At 60.9% G+C, this 22,642-nt stretch carries 21 protein-coding genes; 10 read left to right on the top strand and 11 right to left on the bottom strand.

Annotated elements, in window-relative coordinates; translation table 11 throughout:
• Positions 1-13: 13 nt before the first annotated feature.
• Positions 14-604 carry a PAS domain-containing protein gene (locus AC3RLQ_RS23210; RefSeq protein ID WP_493031044.1) on the bottom strand — a complete coding sequence of 197 codons (591 nt, stop codon included), beginning with the start codon at positions 602-604 and terminating at the stop codon, positions 14-16.
• Positions 605-729: 125 nt separating this feature from the next.
• Positions 730-2,202, bottom strand: coding sequence for a glycoside hydrolase family 10-like protein (locus AC3RLQ_RS23205; RefSeq protein WP_493031043.1), 1,473 nt, complete (start codon positions 2,200-2,202; stop codon positions 730-732).
• A gap of 80 nt (positions 2,203-2,282) precedes the next feature.
• On the opposite strand from AC3RLQ_RS23205, the gene AC3RLQ_RS23200 reads away from it, so the two are divergent.
• Both AC3RLQ_RS23200 and AC3RLQ_RS23195 read left to right on the top strand, forming a co-directional pair.
• Positions 2,283-3,302 carry an SMP-30/gluconolactonase/LRE family protein gene (locus AC3RLQ_RS23200; RefSeq protein WP_493031042.1) on the top strand — a complete coding sequence of 340 codons (1,020 nt, stop codon included), beginning with the start codon at positions 2,283-2,285 and terminating at the stop codon, positions 3,300-3,302.
• 26 nt (positions 3,303-3,328) lie between these two features.
• A complete protein-coding gene (locus tag AC3RLQ_RS23195) occupies positions 3,329-4,189 on the top strand; it encodes a hypothetical protein (protein WP_493031041.1) in 861 nt (286 codons plus the stop codon).
• Here the strand turns inward: AC3RLQ_RS23195 and AC3RLQ_RS23190 are convergent.
• From AC3RLQ_RS23190 to AC3RLQ_RS23165, 6 genes are all read right to left on the bottom strand, one after another.
• Positions 4,155-5,744: a reverse transcriptase family protein gene (locus tag AC3RLQ_RS23190; protein WP_493031040.1), complete on the bottom strand. Its 1,590-nt coding sequence runs from the start codon at positions 5,742-5,744 to the stop codon at positions 4,155-4,157. The genes AC3RLQ_RS23195 and AC3RLQ_RS23190 overlap by 35 nt on opposite strands.
• Positions 5,745-6,048: 304 nt before the next feature.
• Complete coding sequence (locus AC3RLQ_RS23185; RefSeq protein ID WP_493031039.1) at positions 6,049-7,749, bottom strand: metal-binding protein; 1,701 nt, start codon at positions 7,747-7,749, stop codon at positions 6,049-6,051.
• Positions 7,746-9,470, bottom strand: coding sequence for a hypothetical protein (locus AC3RLQ_RS23180; protein ID WP_493031038.1), 1,725 nt, complete (start codon positions 9,468-9,470; stop codon positions 7,746-7,748). The genes AC3RLQ_RS23185 and AC3RLQ_RS23180 overlap by 4 nt, the downstream gene beginning before the upstream one ends.
• Before the next feature lie 258 nt (positions 9,471-9,728).
• On the bottom strand, positions 9,729-10,166 hold the full coding sequence (locus tag AC3RLQ_RS23175; RefSeq protein ID WP_493031037.1) for a hypothetical protein: 438 nt from the start codon (positions 10,164-10,166) through the stop codon (positions 9,729-9,731).
• Complete coding sequence (locus AC3RLQ_RS23170; protein WP_493031036.1) at positions 10,148-10,477, bottom strand: hypothetical protein; 330 nt, start codon at positions 10,475-10,477, stop codon at positions 10,148-10,150. Before AC3RLQ_RS23170 ends, AC3RLQ_RS23175 begins: the two co-directional genes overlap by 19 nt.
• A gap of 43 nt (positions 10,478-10,520) precedes the next feature.
• Positions 10,521-11,060 carry a flavoprotein gene (locus tag AC3RLQ_RS23165; RefSeq protein ID WP_493031035.1) on the bottom strand — a complete coding sequence of 180 codons (540 nt, stop codon included), beginning with the start codon at positions 11,058-11,060 and terminating at the stop codon, positions 10,521-10,523.
• A 105-nt stretch (positions 11,061-11,165) separates the two neighbouring features.
• On the opposite strand from AC3RLQ_RS23165, the gene nrdR reads away from it, so the two are divergent.
• Both nrdR and AC3RLQ_RS23155 read left to right on the top strand, forming a co-directional pair.
• Entirely contained in the window at positions 11,166-11,654 is a 489-nt protein-coding gene (gene nrdR, locus AC3RLQ_RS23160) for a transcriptional regulator NrdR (RefSeq protein WP_395732304.1), read from the top strand.
• A gap of 6 nt (positions 11,655-11,660) precedes the next feature.
• Positions 11,661-12,014, top strand: a complete 354-nt coding sequence (locus tag AC3RLQ_RS23155) for an HIT domain-containing protein (RefSeq protein WP_493031034.1) — start codon at positions 11,661-11,663, stop codon at positions 12,012-12,014.
• On the opposite strand, the gene AC3RLQ_RS23150 is transcribed toward AC3RLQ_RS23155, so the two are convergent.
• Positions 12,015-13,115 (bottom strand): porin, encoded by a 1,101-nt coding sequence (locus AC3RLQ_RS23150; RefSeq protein WP_493031033.1) that lies wholly within the window; start codon positions 13,113-13,115, stop codon positions 12,015-12,017.
• A gap of 145 nt (positions 13,116-13,260) precedes the next feature.
• Here AC3RLQ_RS23150 and AC3RLQ_RS23145 point away from each other — a divergent pair, with 145 nt between their 5' ends.
• Together AC3RLQ_RS23145 and AC3RLQ_RS23140 are read left to right on the top strand one after the other, a co-directional pair.
• The gene (locus AC3RLQ_RS23145; RefSeq protein ID WP_493031032.1) at positions 13,261-13,689 is read left to right on the top strand and encodes a hypothetical protein; all 429 of its coding nucleotides are present in this window, start codon (positions 13,261-13,263) and stop codon (positions 13,687-13,689) included.
• A 58-nt stretch (positions 13,690-13,747) separates the two neighbouring features.
• Entirely contained in the window at positions 13,748-15,454 is a 1,707-nt protein-coding gene (locus tag AC3RLQ_RS23140) for an ArnT family glycosyltransferase (RefSeq protein ID WP_493031031.1), read from the top strand.
• Here the strand turns inward: AC3RLQ_RS23140 and AC3RLQ_RS23135 are convergent.
• Complete coding sequence (locus tag AC3RLQ_RS23135) at positions 15,444-16,235, bottom strand: phosphatase PAP2 family protein (protein ID WP_493031030.1); 792 nt, start codon at positions 16,233-16,235, stop codon at positions 15,444-15,446. The genes AC3RLQ_RS23140 and AC3RLQ_RS23135 overlap by 11 nt on opposite strands.
• A 128-nt stretch (positions 16,236-16,363) precedes the next feature.
• On the opposite strand from AC3RLQ_RS23135, the gene AC3RLQ_RS23130 reads away from it, so the two are divergent.
• From AC3RLQ_RS23130 to AC3RLQ_RS23115, 4 genes are all read left to right on the top strand, one after another.
• Positions 16,364-17,572, top strand: coding sequence for a BtaA family protein (locus tag AC3RLQ_RS23130; RefSeq protein WP_493031029.1), 1,209 nt, complete (start codon positions 16,364-16,366; stop codon positions 17,570-17,572).
• Positions 17,572-18,216 carry a class I SAM-dependent methyltransferase gene (locus AC3RLQ_RS23125; protein WP_493031028.1) on the top strand — a complete coding sequence of 215 codons (645 nt, stop codon included), beginning with the start codon at positions 17,572-17,574 and terminating at the stop codon, positions 18,214-18,216. The genes AC3RLQ_RS23130 and AC3RLQ_RS23125 overlap by 1 nt, the downstream gene beginning before the upstream one ends.
• Before the next feature lie 71 nt (positions 18,217-18,287).
• Positions 18,288-18,728, top strand: a complete 441-nt coding sequence (locus tag AC3RLQ_RS23120) for a DUF3592 domain-containing protein (RefSeq protein WP_493031027.1) — start codon at positions 18,288-18,290, stop codon at positions 18,726-18,728.
• Positions 18,725-20,068, top strand: a complete 1,344-nt coding sequence (locus AC3RLQ_RS23115; RefSeq protein ID WP_493031026.1) for an O-antigen ligase family protein — start codon at positions 18,725-18,727, stop codon at positions 20,066-20,068. The genes AC3RLQ_RS23120 and AC3RLQ_RS23115 overlap by 4 nt, the downstream gene beginning before the upstream one ends.
• 460 nt (positions 20,069-20,528) lie before the next feature.
• On the opposite strand, the gene AC3RLQ_RS23110 is transcribed toward AC3RLQ_RS23115, so the two are convergent.
• Complete coding sequence (locus tag AC3RLQ_RS23110; RefSeq protein ID WP_493031025.1) at positions 20,529-22,610, bottom strand: sulfatase family protein; 2,082 nt, start codon at positions 22,608-22,610, stop codon at positions 20,529-20,531.
• Positions 22,611-22,642 lie beyond the last annotated feature (32 nt).

Genomic DNA, 22,642 nt, shown 5'->3' with positions numbered 1-22,642 from the left:
ACGCCACACCTTTTCAGCCTTCAGGAAAGTAGATGGGCATGCAGGACGGGCAGAGGGAATGCGTGAAGCTGACTTCCGTGTGCGCCGAGACATAGGCCTCCAGGCCATGCCACTCTCCACCGCCATCGCGGATGTTTTTACAGGCGGCGCAGATCGGCAGCAGGCCGCGCAAGGTGCGCACTTCTGCCAGTGCCTCGTCTCTTTCTGAGATGGCACGCTCCAGCTGGGCTTCACGCATGCGCAGCGGGGTCACATCCGCCACATGAACCCAGAATCCCCGCACCACTCCATCCTCGATATCTGGTGTGTAGGTGGCGATGCTGTCCTTGGCTCCGCCTTGGGGAAGAGGGATGTGCCTTTCAAACTGCTGGGGCTCGCCACGAAGCGCCCCCTGAATGTAGGGAAGATTCAATGCATACAATGGACCCAGAAGATCCTGCATGTGCATGCCCAGCATTTCCGCCGGACTTTTGCCAAACCATTCCCGATAGGCTTCGTTGGAGAACAGGCACCTCTGCTCCGAATCCCAGTAGGCCACCATGGCTGAAATTTGATTGACCGCTCTTAGAGCTAGTTGGGCAGGGTCTGCAGATTGGATGTCCATTCAGGATAGCTGTGTCGATCCTCGCTCCGACACTCGCATATTGAGTAATCGTTCAAACTTCGGCTTCTTTCATTGCCCATGTCAGGCGCTCGTTTTCTTCAAACACAGGAGCTGGAACTGGCCCGTCATTTCAGCACGACTCCCGCCTCACCCACCTCCCAGCCAAGGCCGCCTGCACGAATGGCCACGGCGGTGGCATTGTCCGGCCATGGAGCACTGAGCTGGTCTTTGAAATAGGTTTCCCAGGTGATCCATTTGCCGTTGATCTGCGCCTGCATCACCCACCAGCGCGTCGCGCTCATCCAGCGTATGTCGCTATGCTGCCAGTCCACGGTGAGCTTGCCCCCGGGGACGGTTTTGCCCACGAGCGGTGCTGGCAGCTGCGTCTGGCTGAGCCATGGCGATGCAGGCGGGATGGCATGTGAGGTGTAAGCGCGCTCTTTGGTGTAGGTGCCGAGTTTGCCGAGGTCTTTGTGCAGGGAGCCAAAGTTCCAGTGGAAGTGGCCCGGGGTCATTTTCAGACCGCGCTCACGCAGCACGCTCATCTGGTGCAAAATCTCACCCGCATTGCGGTCATCACCGACCTTGGAGGAATTCATGCCGGGCCAGATGTGGCGTCCCTGCGTGTTCTGCTCCAGCCACCAGTCGTAGTAGGTGATGAAGCCGAGCTTCGGCCGGTCGATCGTCCAGTACAGCTGGGGTGTGAGGTAATCCACCCAGCCCTGCTGCAGCCATTTGCGTGAATCCGCGCCGAGGTCTTCAAAGGGATCCAACCCGCCGCCGGTGCCTTCAGGATAATTGGGACGCCACAAACCGAAGGGGCTGATGCCAAACTTCACGTAGCGCTTCTCCGCCTTGATGCCCTCGTAGATGAGGCGCACGGTCTCATCCACATTCTGCCGCCGCCATGCCGTGAGCTCCAGCGTCCCGCCAGCGGCTTTATACCGCGCAAACGTTCCACTGTCGGGAAACTCGATCTTCTTTTTGGCCGCATCCATGAGCGGATACGGATAAAAGTAATCGTCGATGTGAATGCCATCCAAATCGTACCGGCGCGTGACATCCATGATCACCGCGATGGCCTGCGCGCGCACCTCGGGGATGCCGGGGTCCATCCAAGTGTCAGGCCCGTATTTCATCGTCCACTCGGGATGCTTGCGCACGATGTGACCCGCGCTGGGGGCCCGCTTTTCTCCGGCGAGCGCACGAAAGGGATTGAACCACGCATGCAGCTCCATGCCGTGCTTGTGGGCTTCCTTCACCGCAAACTCCAGCGGGTCCCACAAAGGCGAGGGTGCCACGCCCATCTGCCCCGTAAGGAAAGGCGACCACGGTTCAATCTGCGAGGGATACATGGCATCGCCCGCCGGACGCACTTGGAAAATGAGGGCGTTCAATCCCACGTCCGCCGCCGAGTCGATAAGCGTCTTCAACTGCTCCTTCTGCTTCGCCACCGGCAGCCCTGGCTCGCTGGGCCAGTTGATGTTGTGCACCGTCGCCAACCACGATCCGCGCAGCTCCCGTGCCGGCAGCGGCACGCTGGTCTGGGCGTGCAGCGTGACTGTGAGCAGCAGGGAGATCGGGAGCAGAAATTTCAAAAGCATGGGGTCTTCAAGAAAACGCTGCGTGATGGATGTGTCGCTGAATTTTTCCAATGGATGCCGTATTGATGCACCGCATGTCTTTCCGAACACTTTCCAACCTCGCCCTGGTACTCCTCCTGGCCTCCTGCTCGTCTCAGCGCTCACCGGTCGTCCCCGGTGCCAAGCCCAAAGACCACGGAGCTATCGGCGCAACCGAAGGCCCGGCATGGAAAGACGGCTCCCTCTACTTCACCGATGGCAAGCACATCAACCGCATGGGCCCGGATGGCAAAACCACCGTCTTCCGCCACAACGCCTCCAACGGCCTGCTCTTCGACAAAGAAGGCCGTCTTGTGGCCTGCGAGTCCGGCCTGCGCCGTGTCACCCGCACGGAGAAAGACGGCAGCATCACCGTGCTGGCGGATCGGTTTGAAGGAAAGCGCTTCAACACACCGAATGACCTCTGCATGGACTCGCAGGGTCGGATCTATTTTACGGACCCCCGATATGGACCACGCACTGGGATGGAGATCTGGGAAACACGCGTCGGCAAATACGGTCCGGCATCGAAAGCAGGATCCAATATCGAATTCGTCGAAGGCGTCTATCGCATCAACCGTCAGGCCAAATTACCGGATGGTCTTTGCGCTTTCGCTTATGAGATCCCCAACGTCGACCGCATCCATTGCGACGGCGCCGAACGCCCCAATGGCATCCTCATCTCTCCGAAGGACCGCCATCTCTACATTGCCGACAACAATAACAACACCCACGGCGGTTCGCGGAAGATACTGCGCTACACCCTCGACCAAAACGGCGACGTCAAACCCGGCTCACGCAAAGTCATCTTCGACTGGAAAGACGGTCGCGGCCCCGATGGCATGAAGATGGACAGCTCAGGCCGCATCTACGTGGCCGCAGGCACCAACAAACCCACTGAATTCGAAACCACGCGCTTCAAGGCGGGCTGCTACATCCTGTCTCCTTCAGGCCGCCTTCTCGACTTCATCCCCGTCGGTCCTGATGAGTGCTGCAACTGCGCTTTCGGCGGCAAGGATGGCAAGACGCTTTTCATCACCTCCGGCAGTCATCTGTGGAGCGTGCCGCTGCGCTGAGCCGCGCCTCGTTTAACTCAAGCCCCATGAAATCCGCCGTCTTCTTTTGGCTTCTTTCTGCCAGCTTGTTCGCGCAGGAACTGCCGGACATCCGCAGCGTCACACCAGATCTCGACGTGCCCGCATTGAGCGCAGGCCCGCCTGCCGCCGGCAAGCGCGTCAAAGTGGGCCTGCATGTGCTCTATCTGCCGACCGATTGGAAACCCGGCGCAAAGATGCCCGTGATCGTCGAACTCGCCGGCAATGGCCGCTACACCAACAAGTTCGGGGATGTCAGCACCGGCCTGCCCGAAGGCAGCAATCTCGGCTACGGCCTCTCCGCCGGCCGCGGCTTCATCTGGCTGTGCTCGCCCTACCTGAATGAGAAAGGCGATGAAATCGCCATCACCTGGTGGGGCAATCCACCGACCTATGATCCGCAGCCGACGCTGAAATACCTGCGCGAAACCGTGAAGTCCATCTGCCAAGACTACGGCGGCGATGAGTCGAAGGTCGTCCTGTGCGGCTTCTCGCGAGGAGCCATCGCCTGCAATTATCTCGGCCTCTACGATGACGAAACGGCCAGGCTCTGGTGCGGGTTTCTGGCCTACAGCCACTACGACGGCGTCAAAACCTGGCCCTATCCCCATTCAGATCGCGAGTCGGCCCTGACCCGCCTGAAACGTCTAGGCAACCGCCCCCAGTTCATCTGCGGCGAAGGATCGAATGCGCAGGAAACCGCAGCCTATCTGCGCCCGCTGCTGCCCAATGCCGACCTAACCTTCCTGAGCACCGGCTTCCGCAATCACAACGACGCCTGGACCCTGCGCCCCAGCCCGGCGCGTGAAAAGGCCAGAGAGTGGCTGCAGCGAGTCACTTCTGGCCGCCCAGCAGATCCCAAGCCTTGAAGAGCTTTTCTCCCTGCTGCGGATTGATCATCTTCACGTAGCCGAGCATGCCGCTGACCCAGCCTGCAAAGTTGTCATGGCCGATGCGGTTCTGTGCGGGAATGCCGGTCTGCTTTGCCTGATGCAGGATCGCCCGCAAGCGGCGGCGTGTTTTGCGGTCCACATTGCAGCGGTCGTTCACCACCACGCCCGTGACACTCTGCTGCGCATTGCGGCGCTGGATGCGGGTCTTGGCTTCGTTGATCTCAAAGTGCTCGTCCTTCACGATGTTGTGCAGCCGGCTCAGGATCAGCGCGGTGGCCTTCGCCGCCTCGCCACGGGAGGAGAAGGTCAGGTCATCGGCATAGCGCGTGTAAGTCCAGCCATGCTTTGCAGCCAGGGCGGCAAAGCGCAGGTCCAGTTTCCGTGCGCACAGATTGCTCAGGGCCGGGCTGGTGCAGGCGCCTTGCGGCAGTGCACGCAGGCCCGTGGCCACGTGAAAAGTCTGTCCATCGTAAACCACGGTACGTCGCGGGCATTCCGTGCACAGCAGCGCCAGCATCGTGGCCACCGCAGGGGAGTAACCCAGCTGCTGAAAAATGCCGCGCACTCGCGGAAAGGTGATGCTGGGAAAAAAGTCCTTCAAATCCGCATTCAAGACCACGTCCTTCCCGGTGTGGGAGCGCGCATTCGTCAGCGTCCCTCGCTCTCGTACAAAGCCGTGTGCCACGCCGCTCACCGGCACGCGTTCGAGGATGTTTTGCAAAATCCAGCGCTGGGCGCGGGCGAGATCGGTGTGCGGCGTCGAGATCTCCCGCACACCACCGCTCTTCTTCGGAATTTGAAAGCGGATGTAATGCGTGACCACCGCCACCTCGGCATGAAAGGCCAGCCAGCGCAGGCGCTTCACCGGCAGCTCCAAGGCCGCGGCGAGTTCCGCTGGCGTCGAGAGCACAGGCAGCTTCGCCTCCTGCAACTTTTCCACATGCGATCTCCGGTCCGCCAGACCGCCTGAGACACCACGCCCCAGGAAAATGATGTCCGTGGCTTTGCGGTGCGCGATGCCCGCCGCACGCTCCTCTTGGCGCTTCGCAGCCTCAGCTTTCTTTTGCCGCTTGAGCTCCGCCTTGGCCGCCTTGTCCGCCATCACCGCCTCTGTGCCCTGATTCTGCGCCCAGTCATTCCCCGGCCGCAGTTCATCCATCTTCTGGCCGATCTCGTGGATCTCCATCAGCTCCTCCGGGGTGATAAGCCCCTCGCCCACCATCGCACGATCAATCATGAGCGTGCGCGCATCCGTGACCGGTGGAATGACGTTCTGACGGCCAAAGGCAAACAGATTGCTCCACAGCGGACGGCCCATGGCCTTCGCCTGCTGCTTGGTCTCGGCACCGGAAATGCCCGCGAAGACATCCGAATCGAGCTGCGCCAGCGTCCGTCGGATGGGTGACGGAGGCGTCGCACGCGCCTGCGGCACCACGTTGTTTCGTGGACTTGAGTCAGGCCGGGAAAGAGGTGGCGGCTGGCTGGGCTGATCGCGGCCGAGGAGTCGTCTGATGAGGCTTAAGAGTCCCATGAATGTGTGCGTACCGAAGGCGATGTTTCGAAATATTTCCGGGAGGGGCGCATGCGTCACTGACTACTTGCTCAGGACCAAGTCCGTTCACTCAGGCCACTGTCGCCACCCGACGCGTGCGAACGTTCGGGTTGCCTTGGCCAAGCGTCGGGTGGCGACAGTGGCCATCCGAACAACGGGCTTGGGGATGCATGGACGGGCAGCTTCATTCGCGGCGGAACACCGCAAGGATGGTCTCAGTGAGCATGCGTCCCCTCTCGGGAAATGTGGAAAGATCGTATTTCGGTGGTGGCGGCCTCCGTGGTTAAGGGTTCGTGCGAAACCCGGACCAGAGCCTCTCATACAGAGAAGGCGTTCCTGGGTCAACCGGGTTCAAAAGTTTGCGGCGAAAGGCGATGAGGTGGCGGCATGGCCCTTTCCTCAGCCCTCCCTTGAAATGGTGCGAGCAGTCGCACTTCGCGCGGCGCATCATGCCATCGCGGTCCAGCAGCAGCTCCACCTCACGGGTTTGCACCTTGCCGGTGTGCAGCTTGGTATCGTTGGGCGCGTCGGTGCTGCTCAGCACTCGGATCTCGCGGTCCGGGATCTTTTGCGCGCCCAGCGCCTCAGCGTTTTCCGGGCCGAGCTGTTCCTCTCCCAGCACCTGCGGCATGATCTGCCGCCAGCGATACACCTGATGCGGCAGATCAAAGATGACCTGCCCCGAATGCGCCAGATGCTTCAGCGCCGCCGTCGTCAGTGCCTCCGTAGCACCGCCGGCGCTGACGAGTGCGGCCAGAGTCGCCGACTGCTGCTGCCTCAAGGTGGCAGCCATTTTGTCGATCAATTCTTTCCCCGGCTCCTGCGGTGGCAGCAGCAGATCCAGCGCGCTGCCACGCGTCCAGTCATTCGTGGTCCAGCCGGAGAGCCCCAGCGTGAGCTTCATCGGCCCCATGTGCGCAATCCACAGGCTCGGCAAACCGGTGCCGAGCAGGCACACCTCCACGCGGTCGATCAGCGGCAGCAGACGCGCCAGCGTCAGCAGACGACGCACACCCCACACGCGGATTGGCTCCATCGACTGCACACACGGCGGAGCAGCACGGTCGATGATGCGCTGCTCCCATGGCTCCAGCACCAGCTCCGGCGCACGCCCTTCCACGATCTCAAACCGCAGCGCCCGAGGGCTGCGCGGTGCCTTGTGCCGGCGCAGCCAGGCGAGCAGTGAATACAGCCCCTGCCGCGACAGCGTCACGCGCCGCATCGGCAGTGTCATCGCCCCCTGCAGCTGCATGAAGCCGCGCAGCCATCCCGCAGGCAGATCGATCTTTTCTTCCCGATAGTCCTCCCCGCCCTGCACTTTGACTTCAAAGCCGGAGGGATCCACATGGAAGCGCGCCGGCTGGTACGTGCGCAGCGTCTGGAAGTGGTGAAACAGATCCCAGGAGTAGTCCACATTCGTCGTGCCACACTGCACGCCTCCCGCAGCACTGAAGCACTCATCGCGCTCCACGCTCAGACAGCCGTAGCTCGACTCATCCGCGCTGAAGCATTCAAAAAACACCACGTCTGGCGCCACGGTGATCACCGGATCGCACGGCATGAGCAGACGCCACAGCTCCTGATCATGGCGGCGCAGGTGGTCCGAGTACTTCAGCCGCGCATTCCAGTAGCGCTTCCTCGCTTGGTCAAACTGCCGCTCAAAATCACGCGGCATCGGCTGCTTGAGCTTCGATTCCACTTCCAGCCGCGCATCACGCACGGCCTCCATGCGGATGGCGCGCTCGCGCTGCTGTTCGTCCTTCTTCCATTCCTCGTAGGCGGCCTTGTCTCGCGGCTTGAAGCGCAGATCATTGATCACCACATCATGCAGCGCGGAGATGGCCTCACGAAAGCTCAGCGGATTTTTCAATGCCGCATCAAAGGCCACCACGTCCCGCGTCAAATTCGGCGCCAGCGACACGATCTGCCCGCCGCCTGTTTCAGCGACATGACTGCGACCGCGATAAGCAAAAGTGATGTTCATGCGGCGGCCTTGAGTGGGTTTCCTGCCACTGGATGCAGCACCAGCTCGGGCAGTGCCGCCGCGATCGCGCTTTCCAGTTCCGGCCGTCTGGCCAGCAGCGACATCACCGCCGCCAGCGCCGCACGTGCTTCGGGGCCCCGGATGGAGCGCACCGTGGCCGCCAGCACCGGCAGCAGTTTTTCATTAGGCGTGGTCGCAAGTGTGTCCGCAATCTGCCGCAGCGCCTTCAGCTTCTGCCTGCCACCGCAGTGCACATCCAGCAGCACGCTGGTCCACACCGGGGCCAGATCTTCGGCGCTCACAGGCGGTTTCCCGGCGCGCATCGTCAGCGCATCGACCATGCGTCCGCGCAGGTCCGCATACGGCGTCTCCGCCAGCCGGCTCCACAGCGCCGCATCCGGCCATCCCGGTGAATTTTCCTGCGTCATCCAGGCCCACGCTCCTTCACGAATGCACGCATTCGCACTGTCAAAAAAACGGCACACCACCGGCATCTGATAAACCTCCGCCGTGCCAAGCTGCGCCAGCGCCCAGCGCGCGATTTCGCCCCCAATGCTAAGACATTGCGCCCGCCACAGACCTGCAATCACATCGCGCTCGGTGACATCACGCGGCGGGGTCTTCTCCAGCAGTCGCAACCCCAGCCGTGCGATCGGCGTGGCCTTCGCCAGTGCGATCTCCACACGCTGCGCCAGCGTCACCCGTTCATCACGCACATGCTTCAGCATCGCATCGCACAGCAGCTGGGCCACGCGCGGGTTCTCGCATTTCAGCAGCTTCAGCCATGTCTCCAGCGGCCAGTTGGCCGCTTCCGCACACTCGGCCAGCAGCTGCGCGCCGTAGCTCTGCACCTCCTCATCGCCATGCGCCAGCATGCGGGTCAAAACGTCCGCCGCAGGAGCAACCAAGATCGTCTTCGCCAGTTCCTGATGCCAGGCCAGCGCCCACACCCGCACCAGCCGCGACTGCGCAGCAACAATCAGTTCCAGCGCCGCCACCACTCCCTCCGGCGTGCGCCAGTGCTTCGAAAACGCCGGCTCCGGCCGCAGGTCCGCCAGCGTGCGTCCTTCCTTCAGCACCGCCCGCAAATTGCTGAACTCCACTGCCTGGCTCTCGCCATGCAGCACATGCATCAGGCTCCAGCAGTCCATCAGGTGCTCCCCCGCCGCCAGATCTGCGTCCTGAAAAGCTGCCAGCGCCGGCCCGACCGCCGCAAGATAACGCGGCCCCTCATTGAACCCCAGCTTGCGGAAGTACCGCCACACCCGCCGCTGCAGGTAGTAGCGCGTGCGGTATTTAAAAAGACGAAACTTCTCCAGCTTCTTCGGCGTGAGGTGCTTCGACATCACTTTCGAAAACACATCGCGCGGTGTCTTGAGAATCTCCGACTGGATCATCACTCGCGTGACCCGATCCCACTGAAATTCTTTGGCGCGCACCCGCCGCACCAGCCGGTCAAACGCCACCAGGCAGCGAGCCATCACCGCATCATCCCCTCGCAGCTCCGCAGCCTTGAACAGCCGTTTCACCACCACCTGATGCCCCGGCTTGTCGAAGGGCAGTTCCAGGTACCGCTGCATCATCGTTCTTGCCCAGGGCCGCGGATCATTCTTCCATTTCTCCGCCAGCCCTGCGAGCGCCTTCGGCTCCTTCATGCTTCGAATCGTCTCCAGAAAAGCATCCGCGCCCGCACTGAGTTGTTCCTCAGCCAGCAGATGCATCCCCCGTTGATCACTCGAATTTCCCACGAACACCGACTTTGGAAAAGAAGCGAAATAGCGTCAATGAAAACCGGTGAAGCCATGCAAGAATTTCACCCTCCCCTTGCGAGCATTGCCGCATGCGTCTGCAAAAAAGCCTTTTCTTCAGTTCCGTCGTTGCTTCACCGCCTCCGCCACAACGTGATCCCAGACCGCGTGCGTTTTCACAATCCACTTTTCCTCCATCGGCGTGTCCCAGAGCAGTTGCGCACCTTCGCTTCATCCAGCCTTGCTGTGGCGAAAAGGAATGACAGCAGCCGAATGTCCTTGGGCCGTCCGGCAAAGTGCTTGGCCACCGCCATGTCGTGCGGATCGAGGGCAAATACGCGGGGGGCAGCCTTCCAGGGACACCAGACGATCGCGCAAGTCTGGTGGGAAATTGCCGAAAGCGGCGGGGCGAACGATGTCAGCGTAGTATTTGTAGTGCTCGAAGAAGCCACTATCCTTGCCAAGCGTGTCACTGAGCAAGTTTCCCAATGACTCGTCCCATGGATCCAGAATGAAATCAGCATCCAAAGTCTGCTCATAGCTGTCGGTCACCTCCGGCAGATTGGGGTGTGTGCAGAGGGCGGAAGAAGAACCAAAAACAATGATGCGGGCCTCAGGCGCGATAGCTGAGACAGAAGCAGCCAAATGCTTCAATGACGAGAAGCGCATAAAAATTGTTTTTTCTCTGTGCGACTGAGCAGGCCGGGGAAGGGAGCAAAACCTTTCAAAAAGCGAGTTTCTTCATCATCTGCACGCAGCACTTCACCAAGCCTCGACATGCCTGACTGGGTTTCAAGAGCATTTTCAATGAGCTGCTGCCAGGAAAGAAGTTGTTTAGCCCCATGATGATCAATGGATAGCCAGCGCTGAATAGTCGCCTGAGCCCTGCGCAACAGCTCCGGCTCCCGCTCAAACTTGTCCGCGAGGTAGCAGAAATACGCGTGTTCCAGCTTGTCGCCAGTGTCGTCGTGCTCGTACATGGGTGGAAGATAGCGGACAGGGAGCTGGCTGCCAACAGGCACTTTAGTGGGTGGCCAGGACGTTTGCCACGGCCGCAAGGATCGTTTCCACCTCCGCCAGCCGTCCGACACCCTCATACCCGCAGGCAAGCATGCCAGAGGCGGGTTCGACAAACTGAGCCCCGAAACCGCGCAGGGTTTCCACGTTCTTCTGGGTAGCGGGGTGCTGCCACATCTTGCCGTTCATGGCGGGGGCGATCAAAATGGGGGCGCGGGTGGCCAGGGCGATGGCGGTGAGGGCGTCGTGGGCAAAGCCATTGGCCATGGAGGCCAGAATATTCGCGGTGGCGGGGGCGATCAGGAGGAGCTCGGCCTCGTCGGCAAGCTGGATGTGCCCGGGCTGCCAGCCTTCCTTTTCGGCAAACAGGTCGGTGATCACCGGGTTTTTAGACAGCGTTCCCAGCGTGAGGGGCGTAACAAATTCCAGCGCCGATTTCGTCAGCACGCAGGTCACCCCATGGCCGGCCTTGGTGAGCTGGCTGGCGAGGTCCGCCGCCTTGTAAGCTGCGATGGAACCGGTGACGCCGAGGATGATGCGAGACATGAAGTGACGATAATCGCGAAAATCCGCCCGCAAAGCCCGAACTACGAAGCTGCTTGCCATACTGCCCCCGAGAAAGCACATTCCCCACCCCTACCCCCCGACTGAATGCGTTGCCCCAAATGTGGAAGCTCCCAGGATAAAGTCATCGACTCCCGCGAGGCGCGGGAAGGGCATGCCATCCGCCGCCGCCGGGAATGCATGAAGTGCGATTTCCGCTTCACGACCTACGAGATCGTGGAGCGCGAAGAACTGCGCGTGGTGAAGCGCAACGGCGCCCGCGAGAACTTCAACCGCGATAAGCTGCTGGGCGGCGTGCGCAAATCCTGCGAAAAGCGCCCGGTGAAGATGGAGCAGCTGGAGCAGCTGGTGGATGACATCGCCAACGAGCTCGAAGAGGAAGGCTACCGCGAAATCCCCAGCACCGTGATCGGCGCGAAGGTGATGCGCCGTCTGGAGTCGATCGACCACGTGGCCTACGTGCGCTACGCCTCGGTGTACCGCCAGTTTGAGGACGTGGGCGAGTTCATCGACGAGATCAAGAGCCTCGGCGAACGCCGTCCCCGCGATGGCAAGCAGCCGGAACTTTTCCGTTAATCTGCCATGAGTGAGAAGACCATTTTTCAAAAGATCATCGATCGCGAAATCCCCGCCCCGCTCGTCTATGAGGACGATCTGGTGGCCGCTTTCAACGACGTCAATCCGCAGGCTCCGATCCATGTCTTGATCGTGCCGAAGAAGCTGATTTCACGGGTAGGTGAAGCCGTGGCAGAGGATCAGGCCACGCTCGCCGCGCTGCTGCTCGCAGCGGGGAAAATCGCCGACAAACTGGGCATCAAAGACCGCAGCAAGGGCTTCCGCCTCGTGATCAATCACGGCAAGGATGCCGGCGAATCCGTGCCGCACATGCATGTGCATATGCTGGCAGGGCGCAGCCTGGAATGGCCGCCGGGCTGATCAGAAATTGAAGCGGATGCCGCTCAGACCCGTCCAGCCACTGAAAACCTCGGTGCCTCTCACGCCGCCCATGTGCGCGTACTCGATTCCGGTCATGAGTTTCAACCGGTCGCCATAGATGCGGTAGTTGAGGCCCAGGTAGGCAAACTCATAGTGTCTGCCCATGCCACGTTGCGGCAGGGTGCCGACCTCGCGCTCATAGCGTCGCGAGTCACGGATGACGGCAGCGTCGGAACGCGCGGCATGGAGATGCAGCACGAGCTGGACTTTGGAGGTCAGATCGTAACTGGGCATAAAGGTGAGGCCCCAGGTGGTGTCCACGTTGCCGGTCAGCATCAGCACTTCAGTCATCAGCCCCAGCGGGCCGTCTTTCAGATCGGCACTGAGGGCGATGTTGGTATCCCACGGACCTTTGCCGGTTTTGCCGCGTCGTCCGTCATCCTGCATGTAGTCGAGGCGGACATTCGCGCGATCAAGGCCGGTCTGTTGGGTGAGGTCGTAGCGCAGGCTGGCCACGTAGAGCGCCCCCACATTGAAGCTGCCCAGCTCGCGGTCCCAGTCCCCGCCATAGATGCCGACATTCCAGTCCCACCGTCCTTTTTTGCCGTCGATGGCGACACCTGGCAGGTAAAAGGGCCGTGCAGTGTCCACCAGCAGGCTTCGCTCGAAGGTCAGCAGCTCATAGGAGCTCTTGGCCCACTCTTGTGACCAGCGCGGGCGTATCTTCCCAAGCGAAACCGAAAAGAGATCACTCGGCTTCCAGGTAAGGATCAGGCTCCAGAGCCGCTCGTAGAGAAGCCCCTGATCCGCATCCGCATTGATCTGGGCGCTGAACTGAATATTGCCCGCAAACTGGGTGCGGATGCCGTAGCGGATGCGGCGGTTTTCCCAGCCGGAGGCGTTGCCCTCATGGCTGTCCACCTGGTAGTTCTGCAGCTCGTAGCGACCGATCAGGGAGAACTCGCGCAGGAAGGACCCTTTGGGATTGGTATAGAGCTTTGGATAGGCCCACATGCGGTCATAAATTGACGGCTCTTCCTGCCCTCGCAGCAAAGTCGTCAGCACGACCAGCAGGCAGAGGCAGCGGAGTAAAACATTCATGGATTATGCGGGCGGAAATGGGCGGAAATTTGAAAATGCCCGCAGATTCGGAGCCTTTTGGCTCATGCTGGCAAAAAAATCCAGTCTGAGTGCAACTTTGGTTTGTGAGGGCTGTTTGAAAGACTGATCATATCCCCCGTCCGTCATGGAACCCCTCTCGCCCCAAGACCCCATCGCCAAGCTGCTGGCCCAGGCCCGCGCGGTCGAGGTGCGTACCAATTTCGCCCAGAACGTGGTGCGTGCCGCCCGCCAGACCCCGCAGGATCGCGGCTGGCTCGCTGCTTTGCGCACTTGGTGGGAAGATGTCTCGTTTGCAGCCCCTGCGGCCAAGTGGGCTTTCGCCACGGTCACCGTGGCCACCCTCGCTTTGGCGCTCGTGATTTTCCAGACTCAGCCCGCGGCGGAGACCCAGCTTGCCAAACAGGAAGCGCCCGTAATTGCCGTGCCTGATCTGCCACTGCTCGCTGCCGCGGCGGAGACTCCGTGGGAGGCGACCTTTGACACTCAGGCTCTGCTGGCGGTGGATGACACCTCCCAGCTCACAGACAGCGAGATCGGCTTCCTGCTGTATTAACCGGCGGTCGCCGTGTGACAAAAACGTCGGAACTTGCTGACGGACGAAGCCTGCTCTCATGCCAAATGGCCTGATGGGTTCGTCCTCCACACCATTCTGGAATGACCAGCGCTGCCGCCAGCATGGCTGGTGGGTGCTGCTGCTGCTCGCACTCCTGCTTTATCTGCCGGGAACCAGCACGATCCCACTCATGGACCGCGACGAGCCGCGCTTTGCCCACGCCACGGTGGAAATGATGAATCGGGACACCTGGACGATCCCCTATTTCAACGGCGCGTATCGTTTCGACAAACCGCCGCTGACCTACTGGTGGATGCGGCTTCATTACGCGCTGCTGGGAGTGAATGAGCTGTCGGCGCGGCTGCACAGCATCGTCGCCGTTTATTTGACCGCTCTCGTTGTGGCGGGCATGGCGCGAAAACTCACGCAAAATGCCAGCGCGGGCTTGCTGGCAGGCGTGGCCTGGCTCACCAGCCTGCAGTCGCTGGTGCATGGCCGCTTATGCGTGGCGGACATGCCGATGATCCTGCTGGTGGCGCTCGCGTGCCGGGCTCTGCTGGAGCTGCTGACAGAGCCACCGCTGCGGCGGTGGAACGGCTGGTTTGGGTGCCTGTGGCTGTCACTTGGCGCTGGGTTTCTGGCCAAGGGGCCCATCGCTTGGTTGGTACCCGCGCTGGCTCTCGTGCTGTGGCGCTGGGTGTTGTGGAAGAAGCCGCTGCCTTGGAGCAGGCTTCAGGCAGTGCCCGGCCTGTGCATCGCATTGGCAATGGTGGCGGCTTGGGGTGTGCCGGCTTTGATCGAAACAAACGGTGCATTCTGGAAGACCGGCATGGGCGAGCATGTAGTGAAGCGCGGCACGGACGTATTCAATGGCCGCAAGTTTGTCCCCGGCTTCTACCTCCTCACCACCTGGCTCAGTCTCTTTCCCTGGATGGGTTTTGCACTGCCGGTGTGGCGCAGCCTGCGAGCCAACTGGACAGCGCAGACGTCGTTTCTGGCCGCGTGGTTTCTCGCGCCACAGCTCATCTTCTTTTTCTATGCCACGCAACTGCCGCACTACGTGATGCCGGGTTATCCGGCGTTCATCGTGCTGCTGGCGCTGGCATGGCAAAACCGCAGTCGTGCAGTCCCCGCAGTAGCAAAATGGCTGACGCTGGGCATGGCAGCTCTCATCTCAGGCGGCTGGATGTTTGCGCTACAGATCCAGCAAGGCAGCATCCGAGATCTGCTGGGCAGCGCACTGCTAGTCCTGACCTGTGTTCTGGCCGTGGGAGGTGCCGCAGTCTGCTTGGTGTGGAAACAAGGCATGACGCGCCGTAACACCGGACTCGTCTGCCTGACGGTGGTGCTGACGAGCCTGAGTCTCGCGCTGCTCGGCCAGCAGTTGCGAGCGACTTCCGTGCCGGTGCGCATCGCCGAGCAACTTGGCACGCTGCCGTCTGACATGACCCTGCATGGCTGCGGTTACACGGAGCCCAGCCTGGTGTTTTACACGAATCATCTGTGGCAGTTCACGGATGATGTGAACGAGGCGAAACGGCTGCTTCAGCAATCCGGCCCTGTCGCTGTGGCGGTGCTCAAACGCGAGTGGACGCTGGACCGCTGGTTCAAAGGGCTGCTGGGCACGGCACCCAAAGGAACAGCCGCCAAGGATTTCACGGCGAGCTTGCAGATTGCATCAGCAGGAGTGCAGAGCCAGAAGATCGAAGGCTTCAACGTGGCACGCTTCAGCTGGGCGGAGGTGCAGCTCTTGATCAAACGCTAGGTGCTGCACGCCGCATGCGGCGCACGGTGAGGCCCAGCGGAACACCGAAAAAGAATGCCAGCAGCACGGAGGTCAGCACATCGCTGGGATGGTGGCAGTTGTTCTGCATGCGCGACCATGCGACGCCGCCGGACACCGCCAGCAGCGGGACACCTGCCGGTGGAAACGCAACGGCCAGTGGCACACAGGCGCCAAACGAAGTCGCGGTGTGGGCGCTGGGAAACGATTGTTTGCGGGCGCTCAAGGTGGGCCCATAAAATCCGGGCACCACATTGCTGCCCGGCCGGGCGCGTCCAGTGGAAACACGAATCACATTGACCAAGCCACCGGTGAGCACAGTGCCCATGACGGCAGCGAGTGTGAGTCGCCTGAAGAAGGGCGACCGCCTCACAAACGCAAAGCAGGTGAGCGTGGCAAAGACGAACATGTTGAACCCTGCCAGATCCCCCCAGTAGCTCAGCCACCGCGCGATGCTGCGGATGCGCTCACACTCCACCGAATCCCCCACCTGCCTCACCTGCGCCAGCAAGGCGAGATCCTGTGGCATGAGCCATGCAATCAGTGCAACTCCCAGCAGCACGAAGCCCAGCAGCTTCCAGCGATTGGCCGCCAGCATGGCTTTGGCGCTGCGAAAGAGGCACACCACATCCGCCCACCAGCAGGCCAGCAGGGGACGTGCCTGATGATCAAAACCTGCAGGCAGCCACGAGGCCGAGGCTTCTGTGGCAAGCTCATCCCAAGACGCTGCATACGGTGGCAGCAGGCCGTGTTGTTTGTCCATCGGCAGCAATGAAAACGTGATTGGCCAAATGCCCAGCGCGTGGATGGAAACGAATTCGTTGCGCTCGGTCTGTGTGACGAAACAAACACACTCGCCTGCTGGCTCATGGTCACGTTTCGCGTGAACAAATGACTACTCCCATCGCGAACATGCTCAAAGAGTCCCCACCCCGCCGTCCGGTTCAAATGTTGAAATCGGCTCATGACCTGGTTTTCCGCCATGTTCACAATTCCAACCTCATCTACAACACGGCATGGGAGGATCCACGGCTCGACCGTCAGTTGATGAAGCTCGATGCAAACAGCCGCGTGGTCATGATCACCAGCGCCGGCTGCAATGCGCTCGACTACCTGCTCGACAATCCGGCGGAGATCCATGCGGTGGACATGAACTACCGGCAGAATGCACTGCTGGAGCTCAAGCAGGCGCTCATCCGCCAGGGCAATTTTGAAGAGCTGTTTGAGATGTTCGGCTTCGGCTCCCATGCCGAGTATGCTTTTGTTTATGACCGTGTGCGCAAAACGCTGTCCGAACCCGCGCGCAAGTTCTGGGACAAGCGCATCAGCTTCTTCAATCCCGCGAGTCTGAAGAAGTCGTTCTACTACCACGGCACCTCCGGCATCGCCGCGTATGTGATGGGCAATGCGCTCTTCAAGCTGCGCCCGAACGTGAAGAACTTCGCCACCTGCCTGCTGGATGCCCGCTCCTTGGAGGAACAGCGTGATGCGTATGAACTCTTCGAACGCGAGATCTGGGGGCCGTTCAGCAACTGGCTGCTGCGCCAGCCCACGCTGATGACGCTGCTGGGCGTGCCGCGTCCGCAGATCAAACTGATCCAGGACTCCTATCCCGGCGGGCTCACCGATTATGTGAAGGACAAGCTGCGCCATGTCTTCACGGAGCTGCCGATCAGCGACAACTACTTCTGGCGCGTGTACATGACCGGCTCCTACACGCTGGGCTGCTGCCCGAATTATCTGAAGCAGGAAAACCAGCCGGAGCTGAAGTCACGCGTGGACCGTCTGAAGAGCTACACCACCACGCTCTCGGGCTTCCTGCGCGAGTATCCCGGCCAGTACACGCACTTCGTGCTGCTCGATCATCAGGACTGGCTCGCCGCACACGACACCGAAGCCCTGCGCGATGAGTGGGAGCTGATCCTCGCCAACAGCGCACCCGGAGCCAAGATCCTCATGCGCTCGGCGGGGGTAAACCTCGACTTTGTGCCTGACTCGATTCGCTCACGCGTGCGCTTCTTCCCGGAACGTACCGAAGCCCTGCATCAGCTGGATCGCGTGGGCACCTATGGCAGCCTGCACTTTGCGGAGGTGCTGTGATGAGCACCGCCGCAGACACATCCTCATCCGCCCATCGCACAGGCGCCGCGCTGGAGCGCTACTACCAGTTCCACTCGCGCATCTATGATGCCACGCGCTGGAGCTTCCTGTTTGGACGCGAGAGTGTGCTCATGCGCGCTTCTTGCGTGAGCAAACCGCAGCGCATTCTCGAAGTCGGCTGCGGCACCGGGCGCAATCTGCCAGGACTGCGCCGGCGCTTTCCTCAGGCCCACATCACCGGTGTGGATCTCTCCGAACAGATGCTGGCCATTGCCGCGAAGAAAGTTCGTGATGACAAAACCACGCTGCTGCGCCGCTCCTACTCAGCACCCATTCATGAAGACGGGAAGCCTTATGATCTCGTGCTGTTTTCGTACGCCTTGTCCATGTTCAATCCCGGCTGGGAAAAGGCGATTGATGCCGCATGGGAGGATCTTGCCGAAGGTGGCTGCATCGCCGTGGTGGATTTCTCCGATTCATACTTCTCCTGGTTTCGGAACTGGATGGGCGTGAACCATGTGCGCATGGAAGGCCACCTGTGGCCGTATCTGAGCGGGAAGTTTGCACCGCTGCTCGATGAGCGCTTCGCCGCCTACGGTGGCGTCTGGAACTACGGCATCTTTATCGGCGGCAAGCAGGCCTGAGTGTGGCGATAGTGTTTCGTGCAGTTCGGTGAACTGCTCACATTTTGAAGTGCCGCAAGCCACTTCATCTCATGACCCACATCGTACTTCTCGGTGCCGTTTTCGCGCTGTTTGCCTTCATCTATTTCCTCCGTCGTTTCAGCACCGCATGGTCGATGCGTTGCTGGCGGCGCACCGAAGGCCGCGTGGTGATGGCGGAAATGCGGCGCGGAAAACAGAAAACTCCGGACGGCTGCCTGCTGTATGACCCGGTGCTGCGCTACTCCTACACGGTGGGCGGGCAAACTTTTGAAGGCAGCCGTTTCACTCATCAGGCCGTGGGCAACACAGCCGGCCGGACCACACAGTTCATCACCAGGCTCACGCAGGGCTCGGAGGTGCCGGTGTATTACCATCCGCGCAATCCTGAGGAGGCCGTGGTGCAGCCGCTTTCCTGGCAGGGGTCAGCGATGGCCGCGCTTATTTGTGCGCTGTTGCTCATTATGCTGGCGGCCTTACTCTGGTTCGCGTGAAAAGCCTGACACCTGCCTTCAACAACGAGTGCGCAACGCATGAGTTGCGACGCTCCATGGCCGGAATGTGGGCGGGACAAATCGCCGTGACCGGCTTTGTGGCGGGCCATTCCTGCCTTCCCAATATTTGGGTGCATCTCGGGTGGTTGTTAATCGCAGGATTGCCTGCACTGGCATTCACAGACTGGACGCCTCACCTCAGGCGCTGGCAGGCGGATGCAGGCGCGCTTTCAGTCATCGCATTCCTGCTGTGGATGACGCTGCGCTCCTGCATCCAGATCCCCTTCGTGCAAGATCGCACTCTGGATGAAATCATGCGTGGCATCGTCGGCGTCAGCCTGCTGGTGATGTTCTGCGCGCTCGTCTGGCAGCTGGCGCAAAGCCGCGAATCCTTGCACGCCGTGGGCTGGGTGACGGGCATGACGAGTGCTCTCGCCGCGCTGATCAGCATCGTGCTTTCGTATTTCGTACTGCCAAATCATCAGACTGGAGAGCGGCTCATGAATCTGCTCGTGCACGGGGGGCTCAATCAGGTCTGCACGGGATTGATCTTCGGCTTCGCCGCGCTGTGGCTCGCGGCATTGATGGAGCATGAAGCCGCGCCTTTGCCGCGCCGGATCGCCTGGGCCGCCATCGCACTGCTGCATTTCGCAGCGTTTCTTTCCGGCAGCCGTGGCGCCATGCTGGCTATGGCATGCGGCCATGCCGTGCTGCTGTCAGCACGCGGCTGGCGGCGTGGCAGGACGGCGGTCTGTGTGTTTCTGCTAACGGGAGCAATCTATTTCACCAGCGCCCCTCTGTTTGCACACATGGCGCAATGGCGTTCGGAACCGGCGGCTGTCACCACCTCCGCTCCCGGCATCACCCATCATTTTCAAAAAGCGGTCGAACGTGGCGACAACAGCCGCCTCGACATCTATCGTGCTGGATGGCATGCCATGGACAACCTCTGGCTTGGCACTGGTCAGTGGGGAGTGTGCGGGATCTGGCAATGCGAGCTGCAGGCCAAAGCTGACATCTACATGATGTCTCACCTCCACAGCGCCTTTCTGGCCACCTTCGTGCATGGTGGGATCATCGGTGCGACACTGCTGCTGCTGGTGCTCGGCCAAGGAATCAAGCGTGCGCGTCGGCTGGCTGTTCAAGGCGATGCCACGTGGATCGCACTGCTGGCCTTTGGCTGCGGCGGTTTGCTGTTTGACGGCGAATCCCTGGCCTCGCTGGCTACAGCGCCACGTTTCGAAGGACTGCTCTTCTGGCTGCCGCTGACGGTCGCGCTGGCGCGTGGATCCTTTATATCACGATCCGCTGAAAACAGGTCTGTCTCTGAGGGCTTTTGAAAAGGGGGCATGCGATGAGACAGCAGCCCACGATGGGACGAAGGATTTCAAGAACACGCACAGCGCATCCCTGCCACCCAGAGCAGCGCGTGCCGCAGGGCTGGTAGGGAACCGCTGCGCCGGGTCCGAAGCTTCGGGTCTGCGGTATCGCGGGCGCTCAAAAAGGTGCGCCGTCCAAGGAATGTGGAAAGGCAGGAGATGTGGACCGTCGACGCAGAGGCTGTCATCGAACAGGTGAACAGCGCGGCGCCCAGGGCCCGTAGGTTGGGTGTGTTTGGCGTCGGGCGCGTATCGTGCTCCACAGCGTTCTCCGCCAAACCGCCCGACCACCAGGACGTTCGTACGCCAGGGTGCGTTGCCACACGCTGATGGACGGGCGGGCTGTCGCCACACTCATCCTACGACCGCCTTTGCCTGTCTTCTCGCTGATCTTCCGACTCGTTTTTAAATGCTCGTGGTATTACTTCACCACCTGCAGCTTCCTGAAGCCAGCCTCTCCATCGAACACGATCAGGTTAAGCTGTTCTTTGGCCTCGGCGATCACCGAGTGTTTGCCTGTCGCCGTGACTCCTGCGATTTCAGCGGTCACCTGATCGCCTTTGAAGGTGATGCGCAGCGTCTGCCAGTCTTCGGTATTCAGTTTGATCTTCTGCCGTGCGATGGGTTCGGTCTGACTCTTGTCCTGCCCTTGATCCGGATTTTTGGTGATCTCCAGCACCGTGCTGCTGACAACGATGCGGAATGAGTGTTTGCCAGCGGTGTGAATGCGCAGCGAATGACGCCCTGCGGTATGGAGCTTCATGTCATACTGCAGCGTGCCGTCTGTGATCGGCAGCGGACCGGTCAATGTGGCCCCCTGTTCCTCGGTTTTTGGCGCGGGGTTCCAGATGGCGTCATCATGCACCTGCCAGGTACCACGCGTCATGATCCACGGCTTGACCGGCAGTGCTTTGAAATCCTGCGTCAGCACTGGGCTTCCTTCCAGCGCTGGAAGAGCTGCCTGCGGCTTTTTCTCCACGATGGGCGGCAGTTCGCGACTGTAGCCTCCATCGCGATAGCGATTCACCAAAGCGCTCAGTTCCTTCACCACCTCAGGGTGCTGCGCGCTGACATCCGTGGTCTCGGCAGGATCTTCCTTCACGTTGTAGAGCTGAGGTTTGAACTGAGACGCATGGGCCTTGCGTGCTCCGATTTTGATGTCGCTGACAGGAATGCCTTCGATCCATTTCCACGGCCCCTTGCGAATCGCGAAGACGCCATCCGAGCTGTGAATGAACATGTGATCTCGTGTGGGCGCGGCGTCCTGGGTGCCGAGGAAGGCGGGCAGCGCGTTGAAGCTGTCTTCCGCCGCCGTGGCGGCACCAGGCAGTTTTTCTCCGACGATGGCCGCCGTGGTGGCCAGGATGTCCGCCACGCTGATCATGTCGCTGCATTCGGTACCCGCAGGGATCTTCGCAGGCCACCGGGTGATGAAGGGCACTTTGAAGCCGCCCTCCCAAACGTCGTGTTTGCCACCGCGCAGACCGGCATTCACTTTGAGCCCAGCTTTGAAGGCCTGCGTCTGCGCGGTGTCACGCGTGGGCGTGAACACACCGCCATTGTCACTGGTGAATATGACAAGCGTGTCCTGCGCGATGCCCTTGTCATCCAGCGCTTTCAAAACACCGCCGACGCTGCGGTCGAGCTCGAGAATCCAATCTCCATAGGGTCCGGCCTTGCTCTGTCCGGCGATGTCTTTTTCGGGAGTGACAGGATTGTGCACCGCGACGGGCGTGTAGTACAAAAAGAACGGCGTGCCCTTCTTCTGCTGCGTGATCCACTCGGCCGCCTTGGTGGTGAGTAGCGGCATGACGCGCTCATTCACACGTCGTGGTGCATCGAGATCGAGAATCGTCGCCTTGCCGCCTTCCGTGTCTTCGGGGCCGTAGGTGGCTTTGAAATTCGGATCGTCGGAATCCGGGCCGTGCAGTTTCATGCCAGCGGGGATTTTCCCGCTGCGCAGGCCATAGACAAAGCGGTTCTCCACAAACACGCCGGTGAGGTCGCCGTGATTGCTCGGCACCCCGAAGTGGTAGTCGAAGCCAATGTCCAGCGGGCCGGGGGAAAGCTCAGCAGTGTAGTCTGTGCGCCATTTCAGGGAGCCGTCCTCCGTCCCATAGCCCAAGTGCCATTTGCCAATCGCAGCCGTTTGATAGCCGTGCTTTTTGAGCAGCGAGGCCATGTTCAGCCGCGTCGTTTCGATGTGCAGCGGGGAAAACGTGCCCAGCACCTCATGCGTGAGGGAGGTGCGCCAGCAGTAGCGCCCCGTCATCACGGAATATCGCGTGGGCGAGCAGACGGAGGAGGTCGTGTTTGCATCCGTGAAACGCCGCCCCTCTTTGGCCAGACGGTCAATGTTCGGCGTCTTCACCAGCTTGCCATCCGCGCCGTAGCACCCGGCGCTGCCATAGCCATAGTCGTCCGCCAGGATGATGACGATGTTCGGTGTGTCGGCGGCGAAAGCGGCTGAAGCAAAGAGAGCGAGAAGGGGCAGAAAACGCATGGCCCCTTGACGAAGGGGAGGCTGGCTGACTT

It is taken from the genome of Prosthecobacter sp. GW821-HT29F12 (genome assembly GCF_058803405.1).
The sequence above is the reverse complement of the archived record's forward strand: the minus strand, read 5'-3'. Positions and strand labels throughout refer to the sequence as shown.